This window comes from Aeromonas aquatica, assembly GCF_000764655.1.
In the GTDB taxonomy this organism is placed as follows: domain Bacteria; phylum Pseudomonadota; class Gammaproteobacteria; order Enterobacterales; family Aeromonadaceae; genus Aeromonas; species Aeromonas aquatica.
The window spans coordinates 67,116-87,983 of the sequence record NZ_JRGL01000008.1; the positions used below are offsets into that span (position 1 = coordinate 67,116).

A 20,868-nucleotide genomic window follows, 5' to 3' on the forward strand; every position below is an offset into this window, starting at 1 on the left:
ACCATGACCCCTCCCTTCCTGTTCCATCCCCAGGTGGCACCCTGGTTCAAAGAGCGTGCCGATGCCCTGTTGCTCACCCTGTTCAGCGAGCTGGACGCGCCTATCCGGGAGGTGTGGCTGCGCCACGAGCCGGACAACGAGGAGTACCTGCTGGCCATGCGCCCGGTCTCGACCCGGGACCGGCTGCAGGTCTGGCAGCTCGAGCTGCCGCTGGCCAGGGGGCAGGACATTCATCTCTACTGCTTCAAGTGCCTCACCGACGACCAGCAATGGTGGCTGCACGGGGCGGGCGTCAGCGCCGCCATGCCACCTCGGGAGCAGCATTTTCGCTTCAACGGCCAGCACCAGCCACCGGCCTGGGTGCAGGATCAGGTGTTCTACCAGATCTTCCCCGACCGCTTCTGCAACGGCGATCCCTCCCTCAGCGTGCGGCACCACGAATATCAGTACAAGGGCAAGGCCGTCATCAGCAAGGCCTGGGGGGAGCCGGTCAGCCGCCACGAGGAAGGGCATGCCGCCTGCGAATTCTACGGCGGTGATCTGGCGGGGATCGACGCCAAGCTGCACTACCTGCAATCCCTCGGCGTGACGGCGCTCTACCTCAACCCCATCTTCGACTCGCCGAGCAACCACAAGTACGACACCCAGGACTACTTCAAGGTCGACCCGCACCTCGGCACCAACGAGCAGTTCGCCGAGCTGACCCGCAACCTGCACCAGCGCGGCATGAGGGTGATACTGGACGCCGTGGTCAACCACACCTCCACCGAGCACCCCTGGTTCTGCCCGCCCCAGGGGGCCCAGCAGAACCCGGACTCCCCCTGGCGTAGCTTCTACACCTTCGACAGCGAAGGGGATTATGTCAGCTGGAAGGGCATTCGCAGTTTGCCCAAGCTGGATTTCTCAAGCGAGCAGGTGCAAGACGCCGTTTATCGGGCCGACAACGCCATCCTGCGCCACTGGATGCGTGCCCCCTACCAGATCGATGGCTGGCGCTTCGACGTCATCCACATGCTGGGGGAGCGCGGCACCGCCGAAGGAAACCGCGGCCATGTGCGTGCCATTCGCGGCGCCGTGAAGCAGGAGAACCCGGACGCCTATGTGCTCGGCGAGCACTTCTTCGAGGCGAGCCAGTGGCTGCAGGGGGATCAGGAGGACGGTGCCATGAACTACTACGGCTTCGCCCACCCCATTCGCGCCTTCCTGGCGGGGCAGGACATCGCCTATCACCCCATCAAGATCAGCGCCGAGGAGCTGGACAGATGGCTCAAGCTGGCCCGGGCCCATATCCCGTTCAAGAACCAGCTGGCCCAGTTCAACCTGCTGGACAGCCACGACACAGCCCGCTTCCTCCACCTGCTGGGGGAGGACAAGCAGCGCATGCGGCTCGCCGCCACCCTGCTCATCACCTATATCGGCGTGCCCTCCATCTACTACGGCGACGAGGTGGGGCTGTCGGGGGGCAACGATCCGGACTGCCGTCGCTGCTTCCCCTGGGACACCACAGACTGGGATCATGTGCTGCACGATCACTATCGCCGCCTGATCCAGTTGCGCAAGCAGCGCCCGGCCCTGCGCCGAGGGGACATCCAGACCCTCTACGCCGGCCCCCACAGCTATGTGTTCGCCCGCACCCTGCAAAGCGATCAGGTGGTGGTGGCCTGCAACCGCCATCCGACCGAGCCGCGCACCATCAGCCTGCCCCTGTGGCAGACCGCCAGCCCCGCCAGCCGCTTCACCGACGCCTTCAACGGTGACAAGTTCGAGGTGGTGCAGGGCCAGTTGCAGCTCACCATCCCGGCCAACTCGGCCAGGGTGCTGCTCTCGAGCTAAGGGGCGCGACAATAAAAAACCGGAGCCTGTGCTCCGGTTTTTTTATGCGGGATCCGCTTGGGTGACGGGTGCTGCTATGACACACATTGTCGGCGATTTCTCGCTATTCAAGGTGATCCAGCAGCACTAAACATCCATCACAGCCGTCAAAATCAGTAGTTGATGCTGACGTAAGGCACTTCCGGCACCTCCCAGCACTGCTTGAGGTAGACGGTCAGCACGAAGAAGAAGTTCGCCAGCAGGTTGGCGAAGCGGTAGAGGATGGGATCGAAGCGCACCCCGCTCTCCTCGAGCCGCACCAGCAGCCGCACCACCTTCTTGCTGCCGCAGCGGCACAGGTGCAGAGTGGGGATGGGTTGGGGTCCCTGGGGCAGCACGAAGCCGGTCACCCGGCCGCGGCTCGCCTCGTTGTAGTGATCGTAACGCCCCTTCAGCCAGTCCAGATCCTCTTCGAAGATGCCGAGCCTGCCGCGCACCGAGCCGTTGAGGTTGTAGATGAGCCGCTGCAGGGCCGCGAGATCCGCCAGCATGGGCTGGGTATCGGCATCCGGCGCAAGGTGTGACAACACGGCCCCCACCTGGCAGCAGAGCTCATCGGTGGCGATCTCGTAGTCGCACTGGAACTGGGTCTCGAAGATGAAGGGGTAGCAGAGCTCGCGCTTGTCTCTTGGCTTCTTGGGGTTCATGGCCGTTTCTGATTGAGGAAAAGGGCAGTGTGCCAGCCCGGCCATGGTCTAGCAAACAGGGCTGGCAAACCGCTCAGGGTACGGATAGGCGTCAGACCTGGCCGAGCAGCCTCATGGCCTCCAGCATCCGCTGGTTGAAGCCCATGAAACCTGCCCCGCCGGTCTGGCCTCGCGCCGCCAGCACCGCCGGGGTCAGCGCCTGCTGCTGGGATTCCGGCAACAAGCCGTCGGCCTGCTGCTGCAGCTGACTCAACCGCGGCAGGTAATCCGCCAGCGGCTTCAGACTGTCTTGCAGGGAGTGAGCCCCCTGATAGGTCTGGCTCAGCTTGGCAGACTGCCTGAGCTTGAGGGAGTAGGAGGCCAGCTGGCTGTCATCCAGTTGCAACCCGTTCAGCTTGTCCGCCAGGGTCTTGCCATCCCCGTTGAAGAAGCTGCCCGCCAGCTCGTCCAGCCCCTTCACCAGCCGGCCCATGGCCTCCAGCTCGTCACCGTCGAGATCCCCCTCCAGGGAGAAGTCGAAGCTCTGGCTCGATTTCAAGCTGAACTGGCTGCCCCCCTCCTCGCTGCGGGACTTGAACTGCCAGCTGTCGCTGAAGCGCAGTATCACCTTGTCCCCGTCCCGGGTCTCTATCTCGAGGGAGCTCTGCTGGCGGCTGGCCATCTCGGCCGCCCCCAGCTCGGTGGTCGAGACCTCGCCGAAGAACTCCTTCTCGAAGGACGCCAACCCCTCCTGAATGAGCTTGTAGCTCTGATCGATGCCGGTCTTGATGTCCTCGTTGTCGGTGGCCCAGCTGCCGAGCTGCTCCTTGGCACTGCCAAAGCCCATGTCCACCCCCTTGCGGGCCTGGGCCATCATCTCGGCCAGCTCGTCGTCGCTCTTGCCATCCGCCCGGGCCGCCCCCAGCCGTCCGGTGACAAATTGCAGCACGTTGTCCGCCACCGCGTCGAAATCGAACAGGGTATCCGGGGTGATCGCCTCCGGCTGACTCAGCTTGAACTCCTGGCTCTTGGGGGCCTGATAGTGCTGGCCGTTGATCTCCAACGCGAACTGCAGCGCCTGCTGAATGAGTCGCTGCGCCCATTTCGGGGGCTGGTTGAGGGAGACCTGATCCCCTTCCTCCGCCTGCTTGCTCTGGACAGTCTGGGTTGCCTTGGGGGAGGCACCCACTCCCTTGGGTTGGGCCGCGCCCATGCCATCGATCTGCATCATTCTTCCTCCCGCCATAGTGGTGGATCGGTTATCGGCCTGACTGGACACTTCTTGACCATAAAAACTTGGAGAATCTGCGGCCGCCTCTTACAATCTTGCCCCTTTGGTTGGCCAAGGCCTTCCCCCGGTTTCTGCCCGGCCCTGCCGGTGTGCATCTGAGGTATCTATGACTCAATCCCAGCGGACCCCCGCCGACTATCAGGCCCAGCTCGACGAGAAGCGCGCCCGCCTCACCGAGCTGTTCGCCAGCAGCAACCCGCCCGCGCTGGAGGTGCACGCCTCCCCTGCCGAGCACTACCGGATGCGCGCCGAGTTCCGCATCTGGCACGAGGGGGATGATCTCTTCCACTGCATGTATACCCCGGCCACCAAGGAGATCATCCGGGTCGACCAGTTCCCCACCGCCAGCCTGCTCATCAACCAGCTGATGCCGAAGTTGATCGAGGGCCTGCGCCCGCATCCGGTGCTGCGCAAGAAGCTGTTCCAGATAGATTACCTCTCCACCCAGTCCGGCCAGCTCTGTGTCAGCCTGCTCTATCACCGTCAACTCCAGGCCGATTGGCAGCCGGTCGCCGAGTCACTGCAAAACGAGTTGCGCGCGCAGGGCTTCGATCTGCGGCTCATCGGCCGCGCCCACAAGCAGAAGATCTGCCTGGGGGAAGAGTTCGTCATCGAGCGGCTGAAGGTGCAAGGCCGTGAGCTCATCTACAAGCAGGTGGAGAACAGCTTCACCCAGCCCAATGCCGCCATCAACGAGCAGATGCTGGGCTGGGCGCTGGACGTGACCAAGGGGAGCGAGGGGGACCTGCTGGAGCTCTACTGCGGCAACGGCAACTTCTCCATCGCCCTGGCCCAGAATTTCCGCAAGGTGCTGGCCACCGAGATCGCCAAGCCGAGCGTGGACTCCGCCCAGTTCAACATCGCCGCCAATGGCGTGGAGAACCTGATCATACTGCGCATGTCCGCCGAGGAGTTCACCCTGGCGATGCGCGGCGAGCGGGAGTTCAACCGCCTCAAGGGCGTCGACTTGAAGAGCTACCAGTGCAACACCATCTTCGTCGACCCGCCCCGCGCCGGCCTGGACGATGCGACAGTCCGGCTGGTGCAGGAGTACGACAACATCCTCTACATCTCCTGCAACCCGGAGACGCTGCAGGCCAACATGGCGGTACTCGGCGAGACCCACGAGATCGCCCGCTTCGCCCTGTTCGACCAGTTCCCCTGGACCCATCATATGGAAGCCGGGGTCTATCTGCGCCGCAAGGCTGGCTAATCCCGTTGGGCAGGCCGCTTCGCCCGGTTCGAGCCGACCCCCTGAACCCACCATATGGAAGCCGGGGTCTATCTGCGCCGCAAGGCTGGCTAATCCCGTTGGGCAGGCCGCTTCGCCCGGTTCGAGCCGATCCCCTGAACCCACCATATGGAAGCCGGGGCCTGTCTGAAGCACAAGGTGGGTTAACGTCTCCCCCTCATCCCCACCCCTTCTCCCGCAAGGGGAGAAGGGAGTGGAAGACCTTGAGGTAAAGTAGGATCGGCATCGCAAGGCAGGCCGATCCCACCGCTATCCACACGCAAAATGACGACAGGGCCCAAGGGCCCTGTCCGATTATTTATCCCGGTGCAGATCGGCAGCGGAGCCGTTATGCTGACGGCACGCGCATTCGCGCCATTGCCTGGGCCTCATGCCACCATGCCACGCGTTCTCTTTGTTGAAGATGATCCCGAAATAGGCCAGCTCATCAGCAGCTGGCTCGGCCGCCACGATATCGAGGTCCTGCTGGAGACCCGGGGCGATCTCGCGCTCGCCAGGGTCGAGGCCGAGCAACCGGATCTGGTGCTGCTCGACATCATGCTGCCGGGTCAGGATGGCCTCTCCCTGTGCCGGGATCTGCGCCCGCGCTTTGCCGGCCCCATCGTCATGCTCACCTCGCTCGACAGCGACATGAACCAGATCCTGAGTCTGGAGCTCGGTGCCAACGACTACATCCTCAAGACCACGCCGCCGCCTGTGCTGCTGGCCCGCCTGCGGGTCCAGTTCCGCCAGCAGGGGCAGATGCCGCAGGCGAGCTCGCCCGGCACCCCGCCCCAGCGCCTGCAATTCGGCCGCCTGCAGATCGATGGCCCCGGCCGGGATGTGCGGCTCGATGGCAACAGCATCCCGCTCTCCACCGCCGATTTCGATCTGCTGTGGGAGCTGGCCTGCCACGCCGGCCAGATCCTGGGGCGGGAGGCGCTGTTTCGCAGCCTGCGCGGTCGCGACTATGACGGCCAGGATCGCAGCATGGATGTCGCCATCTCCCGCCTGCGCCGCAAGCTCGGCGACGACACCACCAATCCGACCCGGATCAAGACGGTACGCCAGAAAGGCTATCTGCTGGTGCCCCAGGCCTGGGAATAAGCACGCCGCCGGTTGCCCCGTCTCGCAGGGGCAACCCATGCGGCAATAACCACAGGAAGAACCACCATGCGTCGCCTGTTTATCCAGTTTTATCTGCTGCTGATCGGCTGTTTTGGCCTCGCCATCCTGTTGATCGGTCTGGTCTATCAGGTCAGTGCCGAGCGGGCGGGGGATCGCTATCTGGAGCACATGATGCAAGGCTCCCTCGGCCTGCTCACCGGCGAGCTGGCCCGCCTGCCGCCGGAGCGCTGGCCGGAGCGCACCGCGGAGCAGAGCCGCCAGCTCAACCTGCCGCTGCAGATAGGGGCCCTCGCCAACCAGCCCCTGGCCCGGGAGGATCAGAGCTTTCTCGAGGAGGGCAACATCGTCATCGTCGAGGAGGATGACACCTTCCTGCAGCGCATCCCCGCCACCGATCAGGTGCTGATCGTCGGCCCGGTTCCCTATCTCTCCTACCTGCACGAACTGCACTGGGTCGATGTGGGCCTGCTGCTGCTCATCGGTCTCTCCCTCGGCCTGCCCATCCTGCTCTGGCTGAGCCCCCACTGGCGCGGCCTGCAACAGCTCGAGCAGACCGCCCGCCGGGTCGGTGACGGGGATCTCTCCAGCCGCACCGGCCTGCCCGCCAACAGCAGCCTGGCCAGGGTCGGTCGCACCTTCGATCTGATGGCGGAGCAGTTGCAGGCCATGCTGGCAAGCCGCAAGCAGCTGACCGATGCCATCGCCCACGAACTGCGCACCCCCCTGGTGCGGCTGCGCTACCGGCTCGCCATGCTGGAGCCACAACCGGCCGAGGCCGACCGGCAGGGGCTGGAGCGCGACCTCGGGGCACTGGATGCCCTCATCGAGGAGATGCTGACCTATGCGCGGCTCGATCGCCCCGAGCTGCCGCTGCAATGCAGCGATCTGGAGCTCGGCGACTGGGCCGGGGCGCACCTCGCCGACTGGCAGGCGCTACGGCCGGAGAAGCAACTAGAGCTCATTCCCCCCGCCAGCCCCCTGCCCTGGCGTGGCGACGCCAGGTTGCTGGAGCGGGCGCTGGAGAACCTCATCGGCAATGCCCTGCGCCACGCCAGCAGTCGGGTGACCCTGCACATGGCGCGGCGGCAGGAGCACTATCTGCTGGAAGTGAGTGACGACGGCCCCGGCATAGACCCGGCGCTGGCGCCCCAGATCTTCGAGCCTTTCGTGCGCCTGGATCAGAGCCGGGACAGGCGCACCGGTGGCGCCGGGCTCGGGCTCGCCATAGTGCGCAGCATCGCCCGCCACCACGGCGGCGAGGTGCAGCTGCTGCCCTCTGCCAGCGGCGCCCGTTTCTGCCTGACCTTGCCCGTACATTTGGATACAAACCGTCACCAGCCACTCACTGAAGCAAACCAGGCGCTGCCCTAGGATGAAGTCATGGAGAAACGCTCCATGTCATCAACCCGAATGAGGAACTGGAATATGAAAAAGCTGATCCCCCTGACCCTGGCCGCTGTCTTCGCCCTGACCTCTGGCTTCACCATGGCTGCCACCCCGACCAAGGCTGCCGCTCCCCATGCCACCCAGACCAAGGTAGTGAAAAAGCATCACAAGGCGGCCCACACCTCCGTCGCCCCTGCCAAGGTCAAACCTGCTGCTGCAGCACCCAAAGCCTGATAGCAACGGCTCGGCTTTGCCCTAACGAGAAGGGGCCCCATCACGGGGCCCCTTCTGTTTTTGCCGAGGACGAACCTGAGACTCAATCCAGCATATAGTCTGCCGGCAGCGCGATGCGCGCCACGCCGGAGGCTACCGCCGCCAGCGCCACGGCGCGGGCCACTCGCGGCAGCAGGCGGGCATCCATCGGCTTGGGAATGACGTAATCCTTGCCAAAGTGCAGCTCGCTCACCCCGGCGGCCACCAGCACCTCGGCCGGCACCGGCTCCTTCACCAGGCCGCGAATGGCCTCCACCGCCGCCACCTTCATGGCATCGTTGATGCGGCTGGCGCGGGCATCCAGGGCGCCACGGAAGATGAAGGGGAAGCAGATGACGTTGTTGATCTGGTTCGGATAGTCAGAGCGACCGGTGCCCATGATGAGATCGCCGCGCACGGCGTGAGCCAGGGCGGGCTTGATCTCGGGATCCGGGTTGGAGCAGGCGAAGATCACCGGACGCGGCGCCATCAGAGCCACCGCCTCGGCCGGCAGCACATCCGGGCCCGAGACGCCGACGAACACATCTGCCCCCTCGATGACATCCATCAGGGTCCGCAGTGGGGTGTCGTTGGCGAAGCGCTGCTTGTACTGGTTCAGATCGGTGCGACCGCTGTGGATCACCCCCTGGCGGTCCAGCATGAAGATGTTCTGCGGCAGTGCGCCGCACTTGATCAGCAGGTCCATGCAGGCGGTAGCGGCCGCGCCGGCCCCCATGCAGACGATGCGGCTCTGCTCGATGCGCTTGCCCTGCACCTCCAGGGCGTTGAGCAGGCCGGCGGCGGTGACGATGGCGGTGCCGTGCTGATCGTCGTGGAATACCGGGATGTCGCAGCGCGCGATCAGCGCCTGCTCTATCTCGAAGCACTCGGGGGCCTTGATGTCTTCCAGGTTGATGCCACCGAAGGTGTCGGCGATGGCCGCGACCGTGTCGATGAACTGCTGGCTGGTCTCATGCTTCACTTCGATGTCGATGGCGTCGATGCCGGCGAAGCGCTTGAACAGCAGGGCCTTGCCCTCCATCACCGGCTTGGAGGCCAGCGGGCCCAGATTGCCCAGCCCCAGGATGGCGGTACCATTGGAGATGACGGCCACCAGATTGCCCTTGCCGGTATAGCGGTAGGCGTCATCCGGATTGGCGGCGATCTCGCGCACCGGCTCGGCCACCCCGGGGCTGTAGGCCAGCGCCAGATCGCGGGCGGTCTCGGCGGGCTTGGTGAGGGCGATGGCAATCTTGCCGGGGATGGGATGGGCGTGGTAATCGAGCGCTTGCTGACGCAGATCGGACATGGGGGACCCCGATACGGAAGTGAATGTGGTGGTGCATGGCTCGCCGCTGGCGAGGGCTGGGGATCATAAAGAAAACCTTCCTGCTTTTACAGCAGAAAACATTACAAAATACCACCAACCAGGCAGCCAGCAGCATGTTGCACCACACAATAATACCTATTTAGTTATAGATCTGGTTTCAATCCATCACGGGTATGCCAGCCCTCTGCTCCGCCTGACGAGCGATGGCCTCGGTCATGCCCTGGAAGATGAAGAGGTGGAACGGCAGCATGGCGAGCCAGTAGGCCAGCCCCCAGGCGCCCTGCGGGTGCCAGTGGGCCGTCACCTTGAGCCGGGTCAGGCCGGATTCCTGCGGCAGAATGTTGAACTCCAGCCGCCCCACCCCCGGCGCCTTCATGTTGAACAGCAGATCCAGCCTGCGTCCCTCATCCACCCCGAGGATCTGCCAGGAGTCCAGCATGTCCCCCTTCACGAACTGCGCCGGGTTGGTGCGGCCCCGGGTCAGTGCCGGGCCGCCGATCAGGTGATCCATCCACTCGCGCACCACCCAGAGCTCGTTCATGTAGAAGTAGCGCTGCTCACCGCCGAGCTGCTGCAACACCTGCCACACCACCTCGGGGCTAGCGAGGCAGTCGGCCTCTCCGCTCGCGGTGCGATCGTAGAAGCCGTACTCGGGATGGCGCCAGCGCAGACCGAGCGGCGTCTCCTCCCCCTGCTGTTCGGCGCCGAGCTTCTGCTCCAGCGCCAGACTCTCGGTCAGCGCCTCGTCGAAGCTGAGCAGGTGCTGGGGCAGCAGTGCCCGCAGCGAGCCGTCATCCGCCGGGATGTCGTGCTTGAGCCCGCCCACCAGCGCCTTGGCGATGGGTTGCGGCACCGAGGTGGCAAACTGCAGCCACCAGGCGGAGAGGCGGGGGCTCAACAAGGGGATAGGGATGATGGGGCAACGCTTGCCGATGTGGGCGGCAAACTTCTGCAACTGCTGCTGGTAGCTGAGCAGCTCGGGCCCGGCGGCGTTGAATACCTGGCCCTCCACCCCCTCGGCCTCCACCAGCCCGACCAGATAGTGCAGCAAATTGGACAGCGCAATGGGCGGGGTGCGCGAGCGCACCCACTTGGGCGTCACCATCATGGGCAGGTTGAACACCAGATCCCGCATCACCTCGAAGGCGGCCGAGCCGGGCCCGATGATGATGCCGGCCCGCAGCTCCACCGTCGGCACCTCCGCCTCGCGAAACAGCTCGCCGCAGTGGCGACGGGAGTTGAGGTGGCGGCTGTTGCAGCGCTCCGGCTGGATGGCACCGAGATAGATGATGCGCCGCACCCCGGCGGCACGGGCGGCGGCGGCGAAGTTCTTCACCCCCTGCTGCTCCAGCCGGTGGAAACCGGCGCCGGCCCCCATGGCATGCACCAGATAGAAGACGGTATCGACCCCGGCCAGCGCCGGTGGCAGGGTGGCGGGTTTGAGGCTGTCGGCGAGACGAAACTCCACCCCCTCCGGCAGGCGGCAGGGACGGCGGGCCCCGGCGATCACCCGATAGCCCAGCCCCTGCAGATGAGGCACCAGGTAGGAACCTATGTAACCAGCTGCTCCCATCACCAGACAGTTTCTCATCGGCATTTTCCCTGTTTTGTCCGAACCAGGCATAAGGAGCCCGCTATCGGCAGATAGGGCACCAGATAAGAATCCATATGGTAGCCAGCCGCCCCCATCACCAGACAATTTCGCATCCGCTCACTCCCTGTTTTTCCCATTCACTTAGCGTCCCCTTCTCCCGCAAGGGGAGAAGGGAGAGTCCCACCATAGGGCAAAGCGTTGCAATACAGAACGCTGCGCAATAAAAAAGGCGCCCATTGGGCGCCTTTTTCAGAATTCTTTAGAAGTAAGATTACTTCTTGGCAGTCAGACCACCGAAACGCTTGTTGAACTTGTCTACGCGGCCGCCGCTAGAAACTTCTTTCTGCTTGCCGGTATAGAACGGGTGGCAGGCAGAGCACACGTCCAGGTTCAGATCTTTACCCAGGGTAGAGAAGGTATTGATGACGTTACCGCAAGAGCATTTGCAGGTGATGGCGACGTACTCGGGATGGATATTAGCTTTCATGGACAACCTCGATAATAGGCCGTGTCGCCATCCGATCTCTTGTCGGACACCACACGATTGTTGAACACAGTTTCAAAGGCTGCGAATAATATAGGAAATGCCTGAGATCAGGCAAGTAGCTTCGCAGAAAAAATAGGCAGCCCTTGGTGGATTCATCGCAAACGCTTGATCTGGTTCGTGTCGCAGTACCGGTGCCGTTACGCCGTCACTTCGACTATCTCTCCCCCCTGCCCCTGCCTGCCCCCGGTTGTCGGGTCGAGATCCCCTTCGGCCCCCAGACCCTGGTCGGCCTGGTGGTGGCCCATCCGACCGAGAGCCAGGTGCCGCGCAACAAGCTCAAGCCCATTAAACGGGTGCTGGACAGCGAGCCGGTGCTGGGGCCGGACATTCTGGCGCTGATGGCCTGGAGCGCCAACTACTACCAGCATCCGCTGGGAGAGGTGCTGCCCCACGCCCTGCCGGTGCTGGTGCGCAAGGGCGAGTCCGCCGCCTACCGGGAGCTGGAGTTCTGGTTTGCCACCGACGCGGGGATGGCAATCGATCTCAACGAACTCAAACGATCCCCCAAGCAGCAGCAGGCCCTGGCCTGGCTGCGCAAGGGGCCGCAGACCCCGTCCGCCCTCAAGCAGGAGGAGATCCAGAGCCCGGCGCTCAACGCCCTGGCGAAGAAGGGCTTGCTAGAGAAACGCAGCCTGGAGCCGAGCCATGAAGGGGACTGGGCGACCCGTTTCGATGCGGGGGAAGGGCTGCGCCTCAATGGCGAGCAGGCGCTGGCGGTGGCCGCCGTCACCAGCCAGAGCGACAGGTTCGGCGCCTTCCTGCTGGATGGCATCACCGGCTCCGGCAAGACCGAAGTTTACTTGAGCATCCTCGAGCCCCTGCTCAAGGCAGGCAAGCAGGCGCTGGTGATGGTGCCGGAGATCGGTCTCACCCCTCAGACCATCAACCGCTTCCGCCGCCGCTTCCAGGTGCCCGTGGTGGCGATGAACTCCGCCATGAACGACAGGGAGCGGCTCGATGCCTGGCTCGCCTGCCGCGACGGTGGCGCCGCCATCCTGATCGGCACCCGCTCCGCCGTGTTCACGCCGTTCAAGGATCTCGGCATCATCATCATCGACGAGGAGCACGACGGCTCCTTCAAGCAACAGGACGGCTTCCGCTATCACGCCCGGGATCTCGCGGTGATGCGGGCCCATCGCGCCGGTATTCCCATACTGCTCGGCTCGGCCACCCCGTCTCTGGAGACGCTGCACAACGCCCGCACCGGCAAGTATCACCACCTGCACCTGACCCGGCGTGCCGGCAACGCCCAGACCGCCCGCCAGGTGATCCTGGACATCAAGAGCGTGCGGCTGCAGGCCGGGTTATCCCCCCAGCTCGAGCAGCTGATGGCGGAACATCTGGCGGCGGGCAACCAGGTGATGCTGTTTCTCAACCGCCGCGGCTATGCCCCGGCCCTTATCTGCCACCAGTGCGGCTGGAGCGCCGCCTGCGAGCGCTGCGATGCCTGGTACACCTGGCACCAGGCCGGACGGCGACTGCACTGCCATCACTGCGACAGCGTTCGCCCCCTGCCCCACCACTGCCCCTCGTGCGGCAGCAACGAGCTGGTCGGCTCCGGGGTCGGCACCGAGCAGCTGGAACAACTGCTCACCACCGTTTTCCCGCAATATCCTGTTGTGCGCATCGACAGGGACAACACTCGCCGCAAGGGAGAGCTGGAGACCCACCTCGGCGACATCAAGGCGGGCAAGTACAAGATCCTGATCGGCACCCAGATGCTGGCCAAGGGTCACCACTTCCCGGACGTGACCCTGGTCGGCCTGCTGGACGTGGATGGCGCCCTGTTCAGCGCCGATTTTCGCGCCGCCGAGAAGCTGGCCCAGCTCTACACCCAGGTGGCGGGCCGCGCCGGTCGCGCCAGCAAGCCAGGGCTGGTGGTGCTGCAGAGCCATCACCCGGAGCACGCCCTGCTGCAGGATCTGACCCAGAACGGCTACGGACACTTCGCCGACACGGCGCTCAAGGAGCGCCGCCTGCTGGGATTGCCGCCGTTCAGCTATCAGGGACTGTTCCGGGCCGAAGCCAACGGTCGCGACGAGGTGCAGCTGTTCCTCGGCCGCCTCGCCGATACCCTGCGTGGCGCCCACTACCCTCAGGTGCAGGTGCTGGGGCCCATCAGCGGCTTCATGGAACGCAAGGCGGGCAAGTTCCGCATGCAGTTGCTGGTACAGGGGCCTAACCGGACCCCGCTCGCGCAGTTGCTGGATTGGGTGGTCAAGGAGCTGGACGGCTGGCCAGAGACCAAGAAGGTGCGCTGGAGCCTGGATATAGATCCCACGGAGTTGAATTAAACCGCCGCCATCACGAGCCGCCAGCAGCGTTTTCCTTATCGTGCGTCTGACTACGCCGCTTCGCGGCTAATCAAACCTACGGATCTTGCGATAGTGCGCACCCGCCATGGCGTCTTTGCTCCCTTCTCCCCTCGCGGGAGAAGGGTTGGGGGATGAGGGGGAGAACCAGAACGCAACGAGGGGACCTTGGCCCCCTCGTTGTGTTTACCCCATGACGGCTCCGGCTTATTCGGCGGCCTGGGAGACCCCGGTCAGCCGCACCTCGACCCGGCGATCCGGGGCCAGACAGGCGATCATCTGCGCCTTGGCACCATCCGGGCAACTGCCCCCCGTCACCGGGGAAGATTCACCACGCCCCTCGGCACGCACCTTGTCGGCAAACAGACCCTTGGCGATGAGATAATCCGCCACGCTGCGGGCTCGTTGCTCAGACAGGGACTGGTTGTAGGCATCCGAGCCGATGCGGTCGGTGTGGCCGATCACCGTGGCCACCCCATCCTTCGGATTGGCGGCCAGGATCTGGGCAAACAGGTTGTCCAGTGCCTGGCTGGCCTCGGGTTTCAGGGTCGCCTTGTTGAATTCGAACAGCACATCCGAATCCAGGCTGAACTGCTTCTCCACCAGCACGGGGGCTGGCGCGGGTTCCGGGGCGGGCACGGGCGCCACCGGCTCGTCACCGATCTGGCCGAAGCGATAGAGCATGCCGACCGACAGCAGACCGTTGTCCATCTCTATGCCCGACTCCCCGGGAGAGGTTTTACCGAGCGGCGTGGTGTATTGGTACTCGAGGCGGGCGGCCCAGTCCTTGTCGATGGCGTATTCGATGCCCAATGCCCCCACAAAGGCGGCACCGTGGTAGCTGCCACTGTTCGACTCCGACAGAGAATTGAGGCCATCGTTGTACCAGGCATTGATGGAGCTGTCGGTCCAGGCATAGGCCCCTCCCAGTCGGCCATAGATATCCAGTGCCGAGGTCGCCGGCAATATGATCCGCATAGTGGCCTGCACCATCTGGGCCTTAGCATCGCCCTCCAAGCCGGAATCTATGCCATTGCCGTTGTAATGCCGGTCTATCTGGTACTTGCCGAGCCAGTCATACCCCAGCTCGACGGCCACATTGCGGTTGACCTGATAGCCCACGAAGGCACCCAGCCCCAGGTCATCGCTGTTCTCGTCCACCTTGGCGGCGTCCAGCATGTTTTCGATCTGGGAGTCGTAATCCACCCCGTAGTAATTGGACCAGCCGGCCTTGCCACCGACGTACCAGGTGTTGTCCTGAGCGGCGGCCTGCACCGCCCCCGTTGCCATCAGGCCGCCGACGAGCACGGCAAGCGTAGACTTGTTCATGATGAGCCCCTGCAATGAATTGTTATGACGCGTTGCGTCTCTCTTCCCTGACGAGGCCCAGAACCCAAGCCTCACACTGAGATTATCCCATCTGTCACTAGCCTCAAATGACAAAACTCTCGGGAGTGTGAGCTCGCTTACATTCTGAGACCAAGGCGGCCTTCTTCCTGATATTCAAGGGAATAGATCCCATTCGCCCAGTACCCTGTCGTCCTTTGATCATGGCTGCATTGCATATGCCAGACCATAATCAAATCCGTTTGACCCCCACCAGTCGTTCGGATAACATCCAAATAATAATGATGCTATCCGCATAGGAATGTCTCGATGTATTTATGACAAGGGGCATTTGATGGGATACGCCTCGCCTGTCAAAGAAAAATACCAATAAATGTCTAATGATTGGTTCCGTGCCTCGTGCGCGCCCAAGACAGCAGAATAAATATGACTCACTCAGCGGTGAAACTGTATTACACCATGAATCGATGACAGGCACCTGGACACATGAACTATCTGGAACGATTAGCTCCTATTTTATTTTTATTGATGTGGAGTAGTGGTGCCATCTTCGTCAAGATGGGATTGGAGAACGCATCTGTGTGGTCCTTCCTGACCCTTAGGGCTACAGGTGCATTTCTACTGATGGGGGTGGTCTATCTCTGTTTTAAAATAAACAGTAAAACAAAATTAACACCAAGCATACTTGCCAGAGTGGTGGTAACAGGCCTCCTGTTGCAAGTCTTCTACCAAGCCTTTTATTTCTTGTCCATTCGTTATGAACTCTCGCCGGGTCTGGTCTCCATCGTCCTCGGCTTGCAACCCATTCTGACCATATTGCTCGGTGGAGATAAGGCATCACCCTATAAACTACTGATTCTTATGATCGGCTTCTCAGGCCTGGGACTTGCGATCTTTGGAGCCAAAGATGTCAGTCATGTCACTCCCTTGGGTGTTATCTTTGCACTCCTCTCGGTAATGGCGATCAGCATAGGTTCTCTCTGCCAGAAGACGATCCCCATGACGCCACTGGAGTCAGGCATGATCCAGAATGGTTGTGCCTCCCTCGTCTTCGTAGCCACTTCCCTCGTTATCGGATGGCATGTGAACTGGACCCCAAACTTCGTCTTCTCCTTATCATGGATGATAGTGGTCGTTTCCACCGGGGCCGTATTACTGTTGTTCTATATGATCCAGAGAAACTCGGCGAGCAAGGTCAGCGTCCTCTTCTATCTGGTGCCAATATTAACCATGCTCTTTGATTTCATTGTTTTCGATACTGAAATTACAACAACAACTATTATGGGGGCACTAATAGTCATCGCCTCTATCAAGCTATTCAATCTACCAACTCGGCGCACATCTGAAAAAGTGCTCTCGTGAAAATATAAAAGAGGGAAGTTGATACTTCCCTCTTTTTAATCACTTCATGCGTTCATCGCCACTCGCCAGGAACAGCCGGTAGGCGGGATCGTCGCTCACCTCCTTCCAGCCGTAGCCAATCTCGTGCAGGTAGTCGTGGAAAGCGGCCACGTCCTCGTCCGGCAGCTCGAAGGCACAGAGCACCCGACCATAGTCGGCACCGTGGTTGCGGTAGTGGAACAGGCTGATGTTCCAGCGACAGCCGAGGGTCTCCAGGAAGCGCATCAGGGCGCCCGGCTGCTCCGGGAACTTGAAGCTGTAGAGACGCTCACCGAGGGGCCGGGCCGGGCGGCCGCCAATCATGTAACGCACGTGGTTCTTGGCCAGCTCGCTCTCTGTCATGTTGACCACGGGGTAACCGTTGCCACCGAGCTGATCGATGATCTGGCCGAGCTCCTCGTCGCCCCCGCTGAGGCGCACCGAGACGAACAGGGAGGCCTGGGCCGCATCCGCGTAGCGGTAGTTGAACTCGGTCACCATGCGGGGCCCAAGCTGACGGCAGAAGTCGAGGAAGGCCCCCTTGCGCTCGGGTATGGTCACCGCCAGCATGCCCTCGCGCTTCTCGCCGATCTCGCAGCGCTCCGACACATAGCGCAGGCTGTGGAAGTTGACGTTGGCGCCCGACAGTATGGCCGCCATCCGCCCGCCCTTGACCTGCTCCCGCTCGCTGTAAGCCTTGAGACCGGCCAGCGACAAGGCGCCTGACGGCTCGGCGATGGCACGGCAGTCGTCGAAGATGTCTTTCAGCGCGGCGCAGATCTGGTCGTTGGAGACGGTCACCACCTCGTCCAGATACTGGTTGCACAGGCGGAAGGTCTCGGTGCCGATGCGCTTGACCGCCACCCCGTCTGCAAACAGGGAGACCCGCTCCAGATTGACCGGCTCGCCGGCCTCCATGGCGGCCTTGAGGCAGGCGGAGCCCTCCGCTTCCACCCCTATCACCTTGACGTCCGGCAGCAGCTGCTTGATGTAAACCGCTACCCCGGCGGCCAGACCGCCGCCCCCCACGGGCACGAATACGTGGGTGAGGTGGGTATCCTGCTCCAGCAGCTCCTTACCTATGGTGCCCTGGCCCGCGATCACCTCGACGTCGTCAAACGGCGGTATCAGGGTGTAGCCCTCGGTTTCTGACAGGCGGCGGCTCTCGGCATAGGCCTCGTCGAAGCTGTTGCCAAACAGCAGCACGTTGCCGCCAAGGCGACGCACCGCATCTATCTTGATGTCCGGCGTGGTCTTGGGCATCACTATGATGGCCTTGATGCCGAGCTTGGCCGCCGACAGGGCCACCCCCTGGGCATGGTTGCCCGCCGAGGCCGCCACCACACCGTGGGATTTCTGCTCGGCGCTCAGGGTGGCGATCTTGTGATAGGCACCGCGCAGCTTGAAGGAGTGCACCGGCTGCAGGTCTTCCCGCTTGAGCGCTACGTGGTTGCCGAGTCGCTCGGAGAGTTTTTTCAGGCTCTGCAAGGGGGTCACCCGTGCCGCCTCATAGACGGGGGAGAGCAACACCTTGCGTAGATAATCTGCCGCTGAAACCATGTCCTATTCCTCCAGCTTGCTTAAATCGCGCACCGCGCCCTTGTCTGCGCTGGTAGCGAGCATGGCGTAGGCACGCAGGGCATAGGAGACCTGGCGCTGACGATTGAGCGGCTTCCAGCCACGGGCCTCGATGGCGGCGCGGCGAGCGGCCAGCACGCTGTCGGCCACTTCCAGCACCATGCTGCGGGCCGGGATGTCGATGTTGATGATGTCGCCATCTTCCACCAGGCCTATGGTGCCGCCGGAGGCCGCCTCGGGGGAGACGTGACCGATGGAGAGGCCAGAGGTGCCACCGGAGAAGCGACCGTCTGTGATCAGGGCGCAGGCCTTGCCGAGGCCCATGGACTTGAGATAGGTGGTGGGATAGAGCATCTCCTGCATGCCGGGGCCGCCCTTGGGCCCTTCGTAGCGGATCACCACCACCTCACCGGCCTGGACGGTGCCATCCAGGATGCCCGCGACCGCCGTGTCCTGGCTCTCGAATACCCGGGCCGGGCCGCGGAAGCAGAGGTTCTCTTCATCCACCCCGGCGGTCTTGACGATGGCGCCGTTCAGGGCAAGGTTGCCGGAGAGCACGGCCAGGCCGCCTTCCAGGCTGTAGGCGTTGTCCAGGGAGCGGATGCAGCCCTCGGCACGGTCCAGATCCAGCTCGGGCCAGCGGCAGCTCTGGCTGAACGCCTTGGTGGTGCGGATGCCGGCCGGGCCGGCGCGATAGAAGTCGTGCACCGCCTTGTCATCGCAGCGGCTGACGTCGTACTGCTCCAGCAGCTCGTGCAAGCTGGTGCCGAGCACGTTGCGGGTATCCCCGTGCACCAGCCCGGCCTTCTCCAGCTGGCCCAGGATGGCGACCACGCCACCAGCGCGGTGCACGTCTTCCATGTGGTACTTCTGGGTGGAAGGGGCCACCTTGCACAGCTGGGGCACCCGGCGGGACATGCGATCGATGTCGGTCATGGTAAAGTCCACCCCGGCCTCCTGGGCCGCCGCCAGCAGGTGCAGCACCGTATTGGTGGAGCCGCCCATGGCGATGTCCAGCGCCATGGCGTTCTCGAACGCCGCCTTGGTGGCGATGTTGCGCGGCAGGGCGCTCTCGTCATCCTGCAGGTAGTAGCGGTTGGCCAAAGCGACGATGCGCTGGCCGGCCAGCTTGAACAGCTGCTCCCGATCGGAGTGAGTCGCCAGCATGGAGCCGTTGCCCGGCTGGGAGAGGCCGAGCGCCTCGGTCAGGCAGTTCATGGAGTTGGCGGTGAACATGCCGGAGCAGGAGCCGCAGGTGGGGCAGGCGCTGCGCTCTATCTGATCGCTCTGGGCGTCGGACACCTTGGGATCGGCACCCTGGATCATGGCGTCCACCAGATCCAGCTTGATGATCTGATCCGACAGCTTGGTCTTGCCCGCCTCCATGGGGCCGCCGGAGACGAAGATCACCGGTATGTTGATGCGCAGGGCGGCCATCAGCATCCCCGGGGTGATCTTGTCGCAGTTGGAGATGCAGACCATGGCGTCGGCGCAGTGGGCGTTGACCATGTACTCCACAGAGTCGGCGATCAATTCGCGGGAGGGCAGCGAATAGAGCATGCCGCCGTGGCCCATGGCGATGCCGTCATCGACCGCTATGGTGTTGAATTCCTTGGCGACGCCGCCGGCGGCCTCGATCTCCCGGGCCACCAGCTGGCCGAGATCCTTGAGGTGCACGTGACCGGGCACGAACTGGGTGAAGGAGTTGACCACGGCTATGATGGGCTTGCCGAAATCCTGATCGGTCATGCCGGTGGCACGCCAGAGGGCGCGGGCCCCGGCCATGTTACGTCCGTGGGTGGTGGTGGCGGATCTCAACTTCGGCATTGTCTCTACTCCCTGAATACATGAGCCCGACTGGGCAAACTTATGGTGCGAAGCTGTCGCTTCAAATCGGTTGTGGCAAGGGATCTGCCCTTGCCATAGCCGACTCTTGTTGGCGCGAGCGGGCGACGGGTCGCCCACTCGTTCTCAATCAGTCGTTGACCGGGGTCAGCCAACCCCACTTGTCCTCGGTTTGGCCGTTGCATGGGGGCAAATGCTGCCCCCGCTGATTCAATCGTTAACTGGGGTCAACCAGTTCCATTTGTCCTCGGTCTGACCGTTGAACAGGCCGAAGAAGGCATTCTGCAGCCGCTCGGTCACGGGGCCACGGCTCCCGGCCCCGACTTTCATCCGATCGACGGAACGCACCGGCGTGACTTCGGCGGCGGTACCGGTCATGAAGATCTCGTCCGCCACGTACAGGGCTTCGCGCGGCAGCGCCTGCTCGCGCACCTCATAACCCAGATCTTTGGCCAGCGTCATTATGGTGTCGCGGGTGATGCCGGGCAGGATGGCGGCGGTGGCGGGCGGGGTGAACAGCACGCCGTTCTTCACCAGGAACAGGTTCTCCCCCGCCCCCTCGCTCAGGTAGCCGTTCACGTCCAGCGCCAGCCCCTCGGCGAAGCCGTTGCGCTTGGCCTCCCTGCTGATCAGCTGGGATGAGAGATAGTTGCCGCCGGCCTTGGCACCGGTGGGGATGGTGTTGGGCGCGAGCCGGCTCCAGGAGGTGACGCACACATCCACCCCGTTTTTGAGCCCCTCCTCGCCGAGGTAGGCGCCCCAGGGCAGGGCTGCGACCATGAGATCCGCCTTGGCATCCAGCGGCGGATGCAGCCCCAGCCCCACGTTGCCGACAAAGGCCAGCGGACGCAGATAGCCGCTTTTGAGGCCGTTCTCGCGCACCACGGTGCGGCAGGCGTCATTCACCTCGGCCTCGCTGTAGGGCACGTCCATCCAGTAGATCCTGGCGGAGTCGAACAGGCGGCGGGTGTGCTCCTGCAGACGGAAGATGCAGGTCCCCTTGGGGGTATCGTAGGCACGCACCCCCTCGAACACCGAGGAGCCGTAGTGCAGGGCGTGGCTCATGACGTGGACCTGGGCATCTTGCCAGGGCACCAGTTTGCCGTTGAACCAGATGTATTGAGGATGGGAAGGCTGTGACATTGGCTT

General features: G+C 63.2%; 16 protein-coding genes. 7 read left to right on the forward strand and 9 right to left on the reverse strand.

Annotated features, from left to right (window positions below; genetic code table 11):
- Positions 1-3: 3 nt before the first annotated feature.
- Complete coding sequence (malZ, locus tag LG30_RS0101890; RefSeq protein WP_033129018.1) at positions 4-1,833, forward strand: maltodextrin glucosidase; 1,830 nt, start codon at positions 4-6, stop codon at positions 1,831-1,833.
- Positions 1,834-1,985: 152 nt separating this feature from the next.
- Here the strand turns inward: malZ and LG30_RS0101895 are convergent, their stop codons facing one another.
- Both LG30_RS0101895 and LG30_RS0101900 read right to left on the reverse strand, forming a co-directional pair.
- Positions 1,986-2,519, reverse strand: coding sequence for an ATP--cob(I)alamin adenosyltransferase (locus LG30_RS0101895; RefSeq protein WP_033129019.1), 534 nt, complete (start codon positions 2,517-2,519; stop codon positions 1,986-1,988).
- Between the two features lie 91 nt (positions 2,520-2,610).
- Positions 2,611-3,726: a DUF5610 domain-containing protein gene (locus LG30_RS0101900; RefSeq protein WP_033129020.1), complete on the reverse strand. Its 1,116-nt coding sequence runs from the start codon at positions 3,724-3,726 to the stop codon at positions 2,611-2,613.
- 169 nt (positions 3,727-3,895) lie between these two features.
- On the opposite strand from LG30_RS0101900, the gene trmA reads away from it, so the two are divergent.
- From trmA to LG30_RS0101920, 4 genes are all read left to right on the forward strand, one after another.
- Entirely contained in the window at positions 3,896-5,002 is a 1,107-nt protein-coding gene (gene trmA / locus LG30_RS0101905; protein WP_033129021.1) for a tRNA (uridine(54)-C5)-methyltransferase TrmA, read from the forward strand.
- 417 nt (positions 5,003-5,419) lie between these two features.
- Positions 5,420-6,127 (forward strand): two-component system response regulator RstA, encoded by a 708-nt coding sequence (rstA, locus tag LG30_RS0101910; protein ID WP_033129022.1) that lies wholly within the window; start codon positions 5,420-5,422, stop codon positions 6,125-6,127.
- Positions 6,128-6,193: 66 nt separating this feature from the next.
- Complete coding sequence (gene rstB / locus LG30_RS0101915; protein WP_033129023.1) at positions 6,194-7,519, forward strand: two-component system sensor histidine kinase RstB; 1,326 nt, start codon at positions 6,194-6,196, stop codon at positions 7,517-7,519.
- 54 nt (positions 7,520-7,573) lie between these two features.
- Complete coding sequence (locus LG30_RS0101920; protein ID WP_033129024.1) at positions 7,574-7,768, forward strand: hypothetical protein; 195 nt, start codon at positions 7,574-7,576, stop codon at positions 7,766-7,768.
- Positions 7,769-7,850: 82 nt separating this feature from the next.
- Here the strand turns inward: LG30_RS0101920 and LG30_RS0101925 are convergent, their stop codons facing one another.
- From LG30_RS0101925 to rpmE, 3 genes are all read right to left on the reverse strand, one after another.
- A complete protein-coding gene (locus tag LG30_RS0101925) occupies positions 7,851-9,095 on the reverse strand; it encodes a malic enzyme-like NAD(P)-binding protein (RefSeq protein ID WP_033129025.1) in 1,245 nt (414 codons plus the stop codon).
- Positions 9,096-9,273: 178 nt separating this feature from the next.
- Complete coding sequence (locus LG30_RS0101930) at positions 9,274-10,707, reverse strand: DUF2867 domain-containing protein (RefSeq protein WP_033129026.1); 1,434 nt, start codon at positions 10,705-10,707, stop codon at positions 9,274-9,276.
- A gap of 274 nt (positions 10,708-10,981) precedes the next feature.
- On the reverse strand, positions 10,982-11,197 hold the full coding sequence (gene rpmE / locus LG30_RS0101935; RefSeq protein WP_033129027.1) for a 50S ribosomal protein L31: 216 nt from the start codon (positions 11,195-11,197) through the stop codon (positions 10,982-10,984).
- A 146-nt stretch (positions 11,198-11,343) separates the two neighbouring features.
- Here rpmE and priA point away from each other — a divergent pair, with 146 nt between their 5' ends.
- Positions 11,344-13,551 (forward strand): primosomal protein N', encoded by a 2,208-nt coding sequence (gene priA, locus LG30_RS0101940; protein ID WP_033129050.1) that lies wholly within the window; start codon positions 11,344-11,346, stop codon positions 13,549-13,551.
- 225 nt (positions 13,552-13,776) lie between these two features.
- Here priA and ompA read toward each other — a convergent pair whose 3' ends face one another.
- Complete coding sequence (gene ompA / locus LG30_RS0101945) at positions 13,777-14,898, reverse strand: porin OmpA (RefSeq protein ID WP_033129051.1); 1,122 nt, start codon at positions 14,896-14,898, stop codon at positions 13,777-13,779.
- A gap of 504 nt (positions 14,899-15,402) precedes the next feature.
- Between ompA and LG30_RS0101950 the strand changes: the two genes are divergently transcribed.
- Entirely contained in the window at positions 15,403-16,278 is an 876-nt protein-coding gene (locus LG30_RS0101950; protein WP_033129028.1) for a DMT family transporter, read from the forward strand.
- A 39-nt stretch (positions 16,279-16,317) separates the two neighbouring features.
- Here the strand turns inward: LG30_RS0101950 and ilvA are convergent, their stop codons facing one another.
- The 3 genes from ilvA to LG30_RS0101965 form a co-directional block, all read right to left on the reverse strand.
- The gene (gene ilvA, locus LG30_RS0101955) at positions 16,318-17,856 is read right to left on the reverse strand and encodes a threonine ammonia-lyase, biosynthetic (RefSeq protein WP_033129029.1); all 1,539 of its coding nucleotides are present in this window, start codon (positions 17,854-17,856) and stop codon (positions 16,318-16,320) included.
- Positions 17,857-17,859: 3 nt separating this feature from the next.
- The gene (gene ilvD / locus LG30_RS0101960; RefSeq protein ID WP_033129030.1) at positions 17,860-19,701 is read right to left on the reverse strand and encodes a dihydroxy-acid dehydratase; all 1,842 of its coding nucleotides are present in this window, start codon (positions 19,699-19,701) and stop codon (positions 17,860-17,862) included.
- Positions 19,702-19,929: 228 nt separating this feature from the next.
- Positions 19,930-20,862 (reverse strand): branched-chain amino acid transaminase, encoded by a 933-nt coding sequence (locus LG30_RS0101965; protein WP_033129031.1) that lies wholly within the window; start codon positions 20,860-20,862, stop codon positions 19,930-19,932.
- Positions 20,863-20,868 lie beyond the last annotated feature (6 nt).

What these genes read in the sequence shown, in the direction of transcription:
- malZ (WP_033129018.1), top strand. Translation starts at nt 4, where the DNA reads ATGACCCCTCCCTTCCTGTTCCATCCCCAGGTGGCACCCTGGTTCAAA.
- LG30_RS0101895 (WP_033129019.1), bottom strand. Translation starts at nt 2,519, where the DNA reads ATGAACCCCAAGAAGCCAAGAGACAAGCGCGAGCTCTGCTACCCCTTC.
- LG30_RS0101900 (WP_033129020.1), bottom strand. Translation starts at nt 3,726, where the DNA reads ATGCAGATCGATGGCATGGGCGCGGCCCAACCCAAGGGAGTGGGTGCC.
- trmA (WP_033129021.1), top strand. Translation starts at nt 3,896, where the DNA reads ATGACTCAATCCCAGCGGACCCCCGCCGACTATCAGGCCCAGCTCGAC.
- rstA (WP_033129022.1), top strand. Translation starts at nt 5,420, where the DNA reads ATGCCACGCGTTCTCTTTGTTGAAGATGATCCCGAAATAGGCCAGCTC.
- rstB (WP_033129023.1), top strand. Translation starts at nt 6,194, where the DNA reads ATGCGTCGCCTGTTTATCCAGTTTTATCTGCTGCTGATCGGCTGTTTT.
- LG30_RS0101920 (WP_033129024.1), top strand. Translation starts at nt 7,574, where the DNA reads ATGAAAAAGCTGATCCCCCTGACCCTGGCCGCTGTCTTCGCCCTGACC.
- LG30_RS0101925 (WP_033129025.1), bottom strand. Translation starts at nt 9,095, where the DNA reads ATGTCCGATCTGCGTCAGCAAGCGCTCGATTACCACGCCCATCCCATC.
- LG30_RS0101930 (WP_033129026.1), bottom strand. Translation starts at nt 10,707, where the DNA reads ATGAGAAACTGTCTGGTGATGGGAGCAGCTGGTTACATAGGTTCCTAC.
- rpmE (WP_033129027.1), bottom strand. Translation starts at nt 11,197, where the DNA reads ATGAAAGCTAATATCCATCCCGAGTACGTCGCCATCACCTGCAAATGC.
- ompA (WP_033129051.1), bottom strand. Translation starts at nt 14,898, where the DNA reads ATGAACAAGTCTACGCTTGCCGTGCTCGTCGGCGGCCTGATGGCAACG.
- LG30_RS0101950 (WP_033129028.1), top strand. Translation starts at nt 15,403, where the DNA reads ATGAACTATCTGGAACGATTAGCTCCTATTTTATTTTTATTGATGTGG.
- ilvA (WP_033129029.1), bottom strand. Translation starts at nt 17,856, where the DNA reads ATGGTTTCAGCGGCAGATTATCTACGCAAGGTGTTGCTCTCCCCCGTC.
- ilvD (WP_033129030.1), bottom strand. Translation starts at nt 19,701, where the DNA reads ATGCCGAAGTTGAGATCCGCCACCACCACCCACGGACGTAACATGGCC.
- LG30_RS0101965 (WP_033129031.1), bottom strand. Translation starts at nt 20,862, where the DNA reads ATGTCACAGCCTTCCCATCCTCAATACATCTGGTTCAACGGCAAACTG.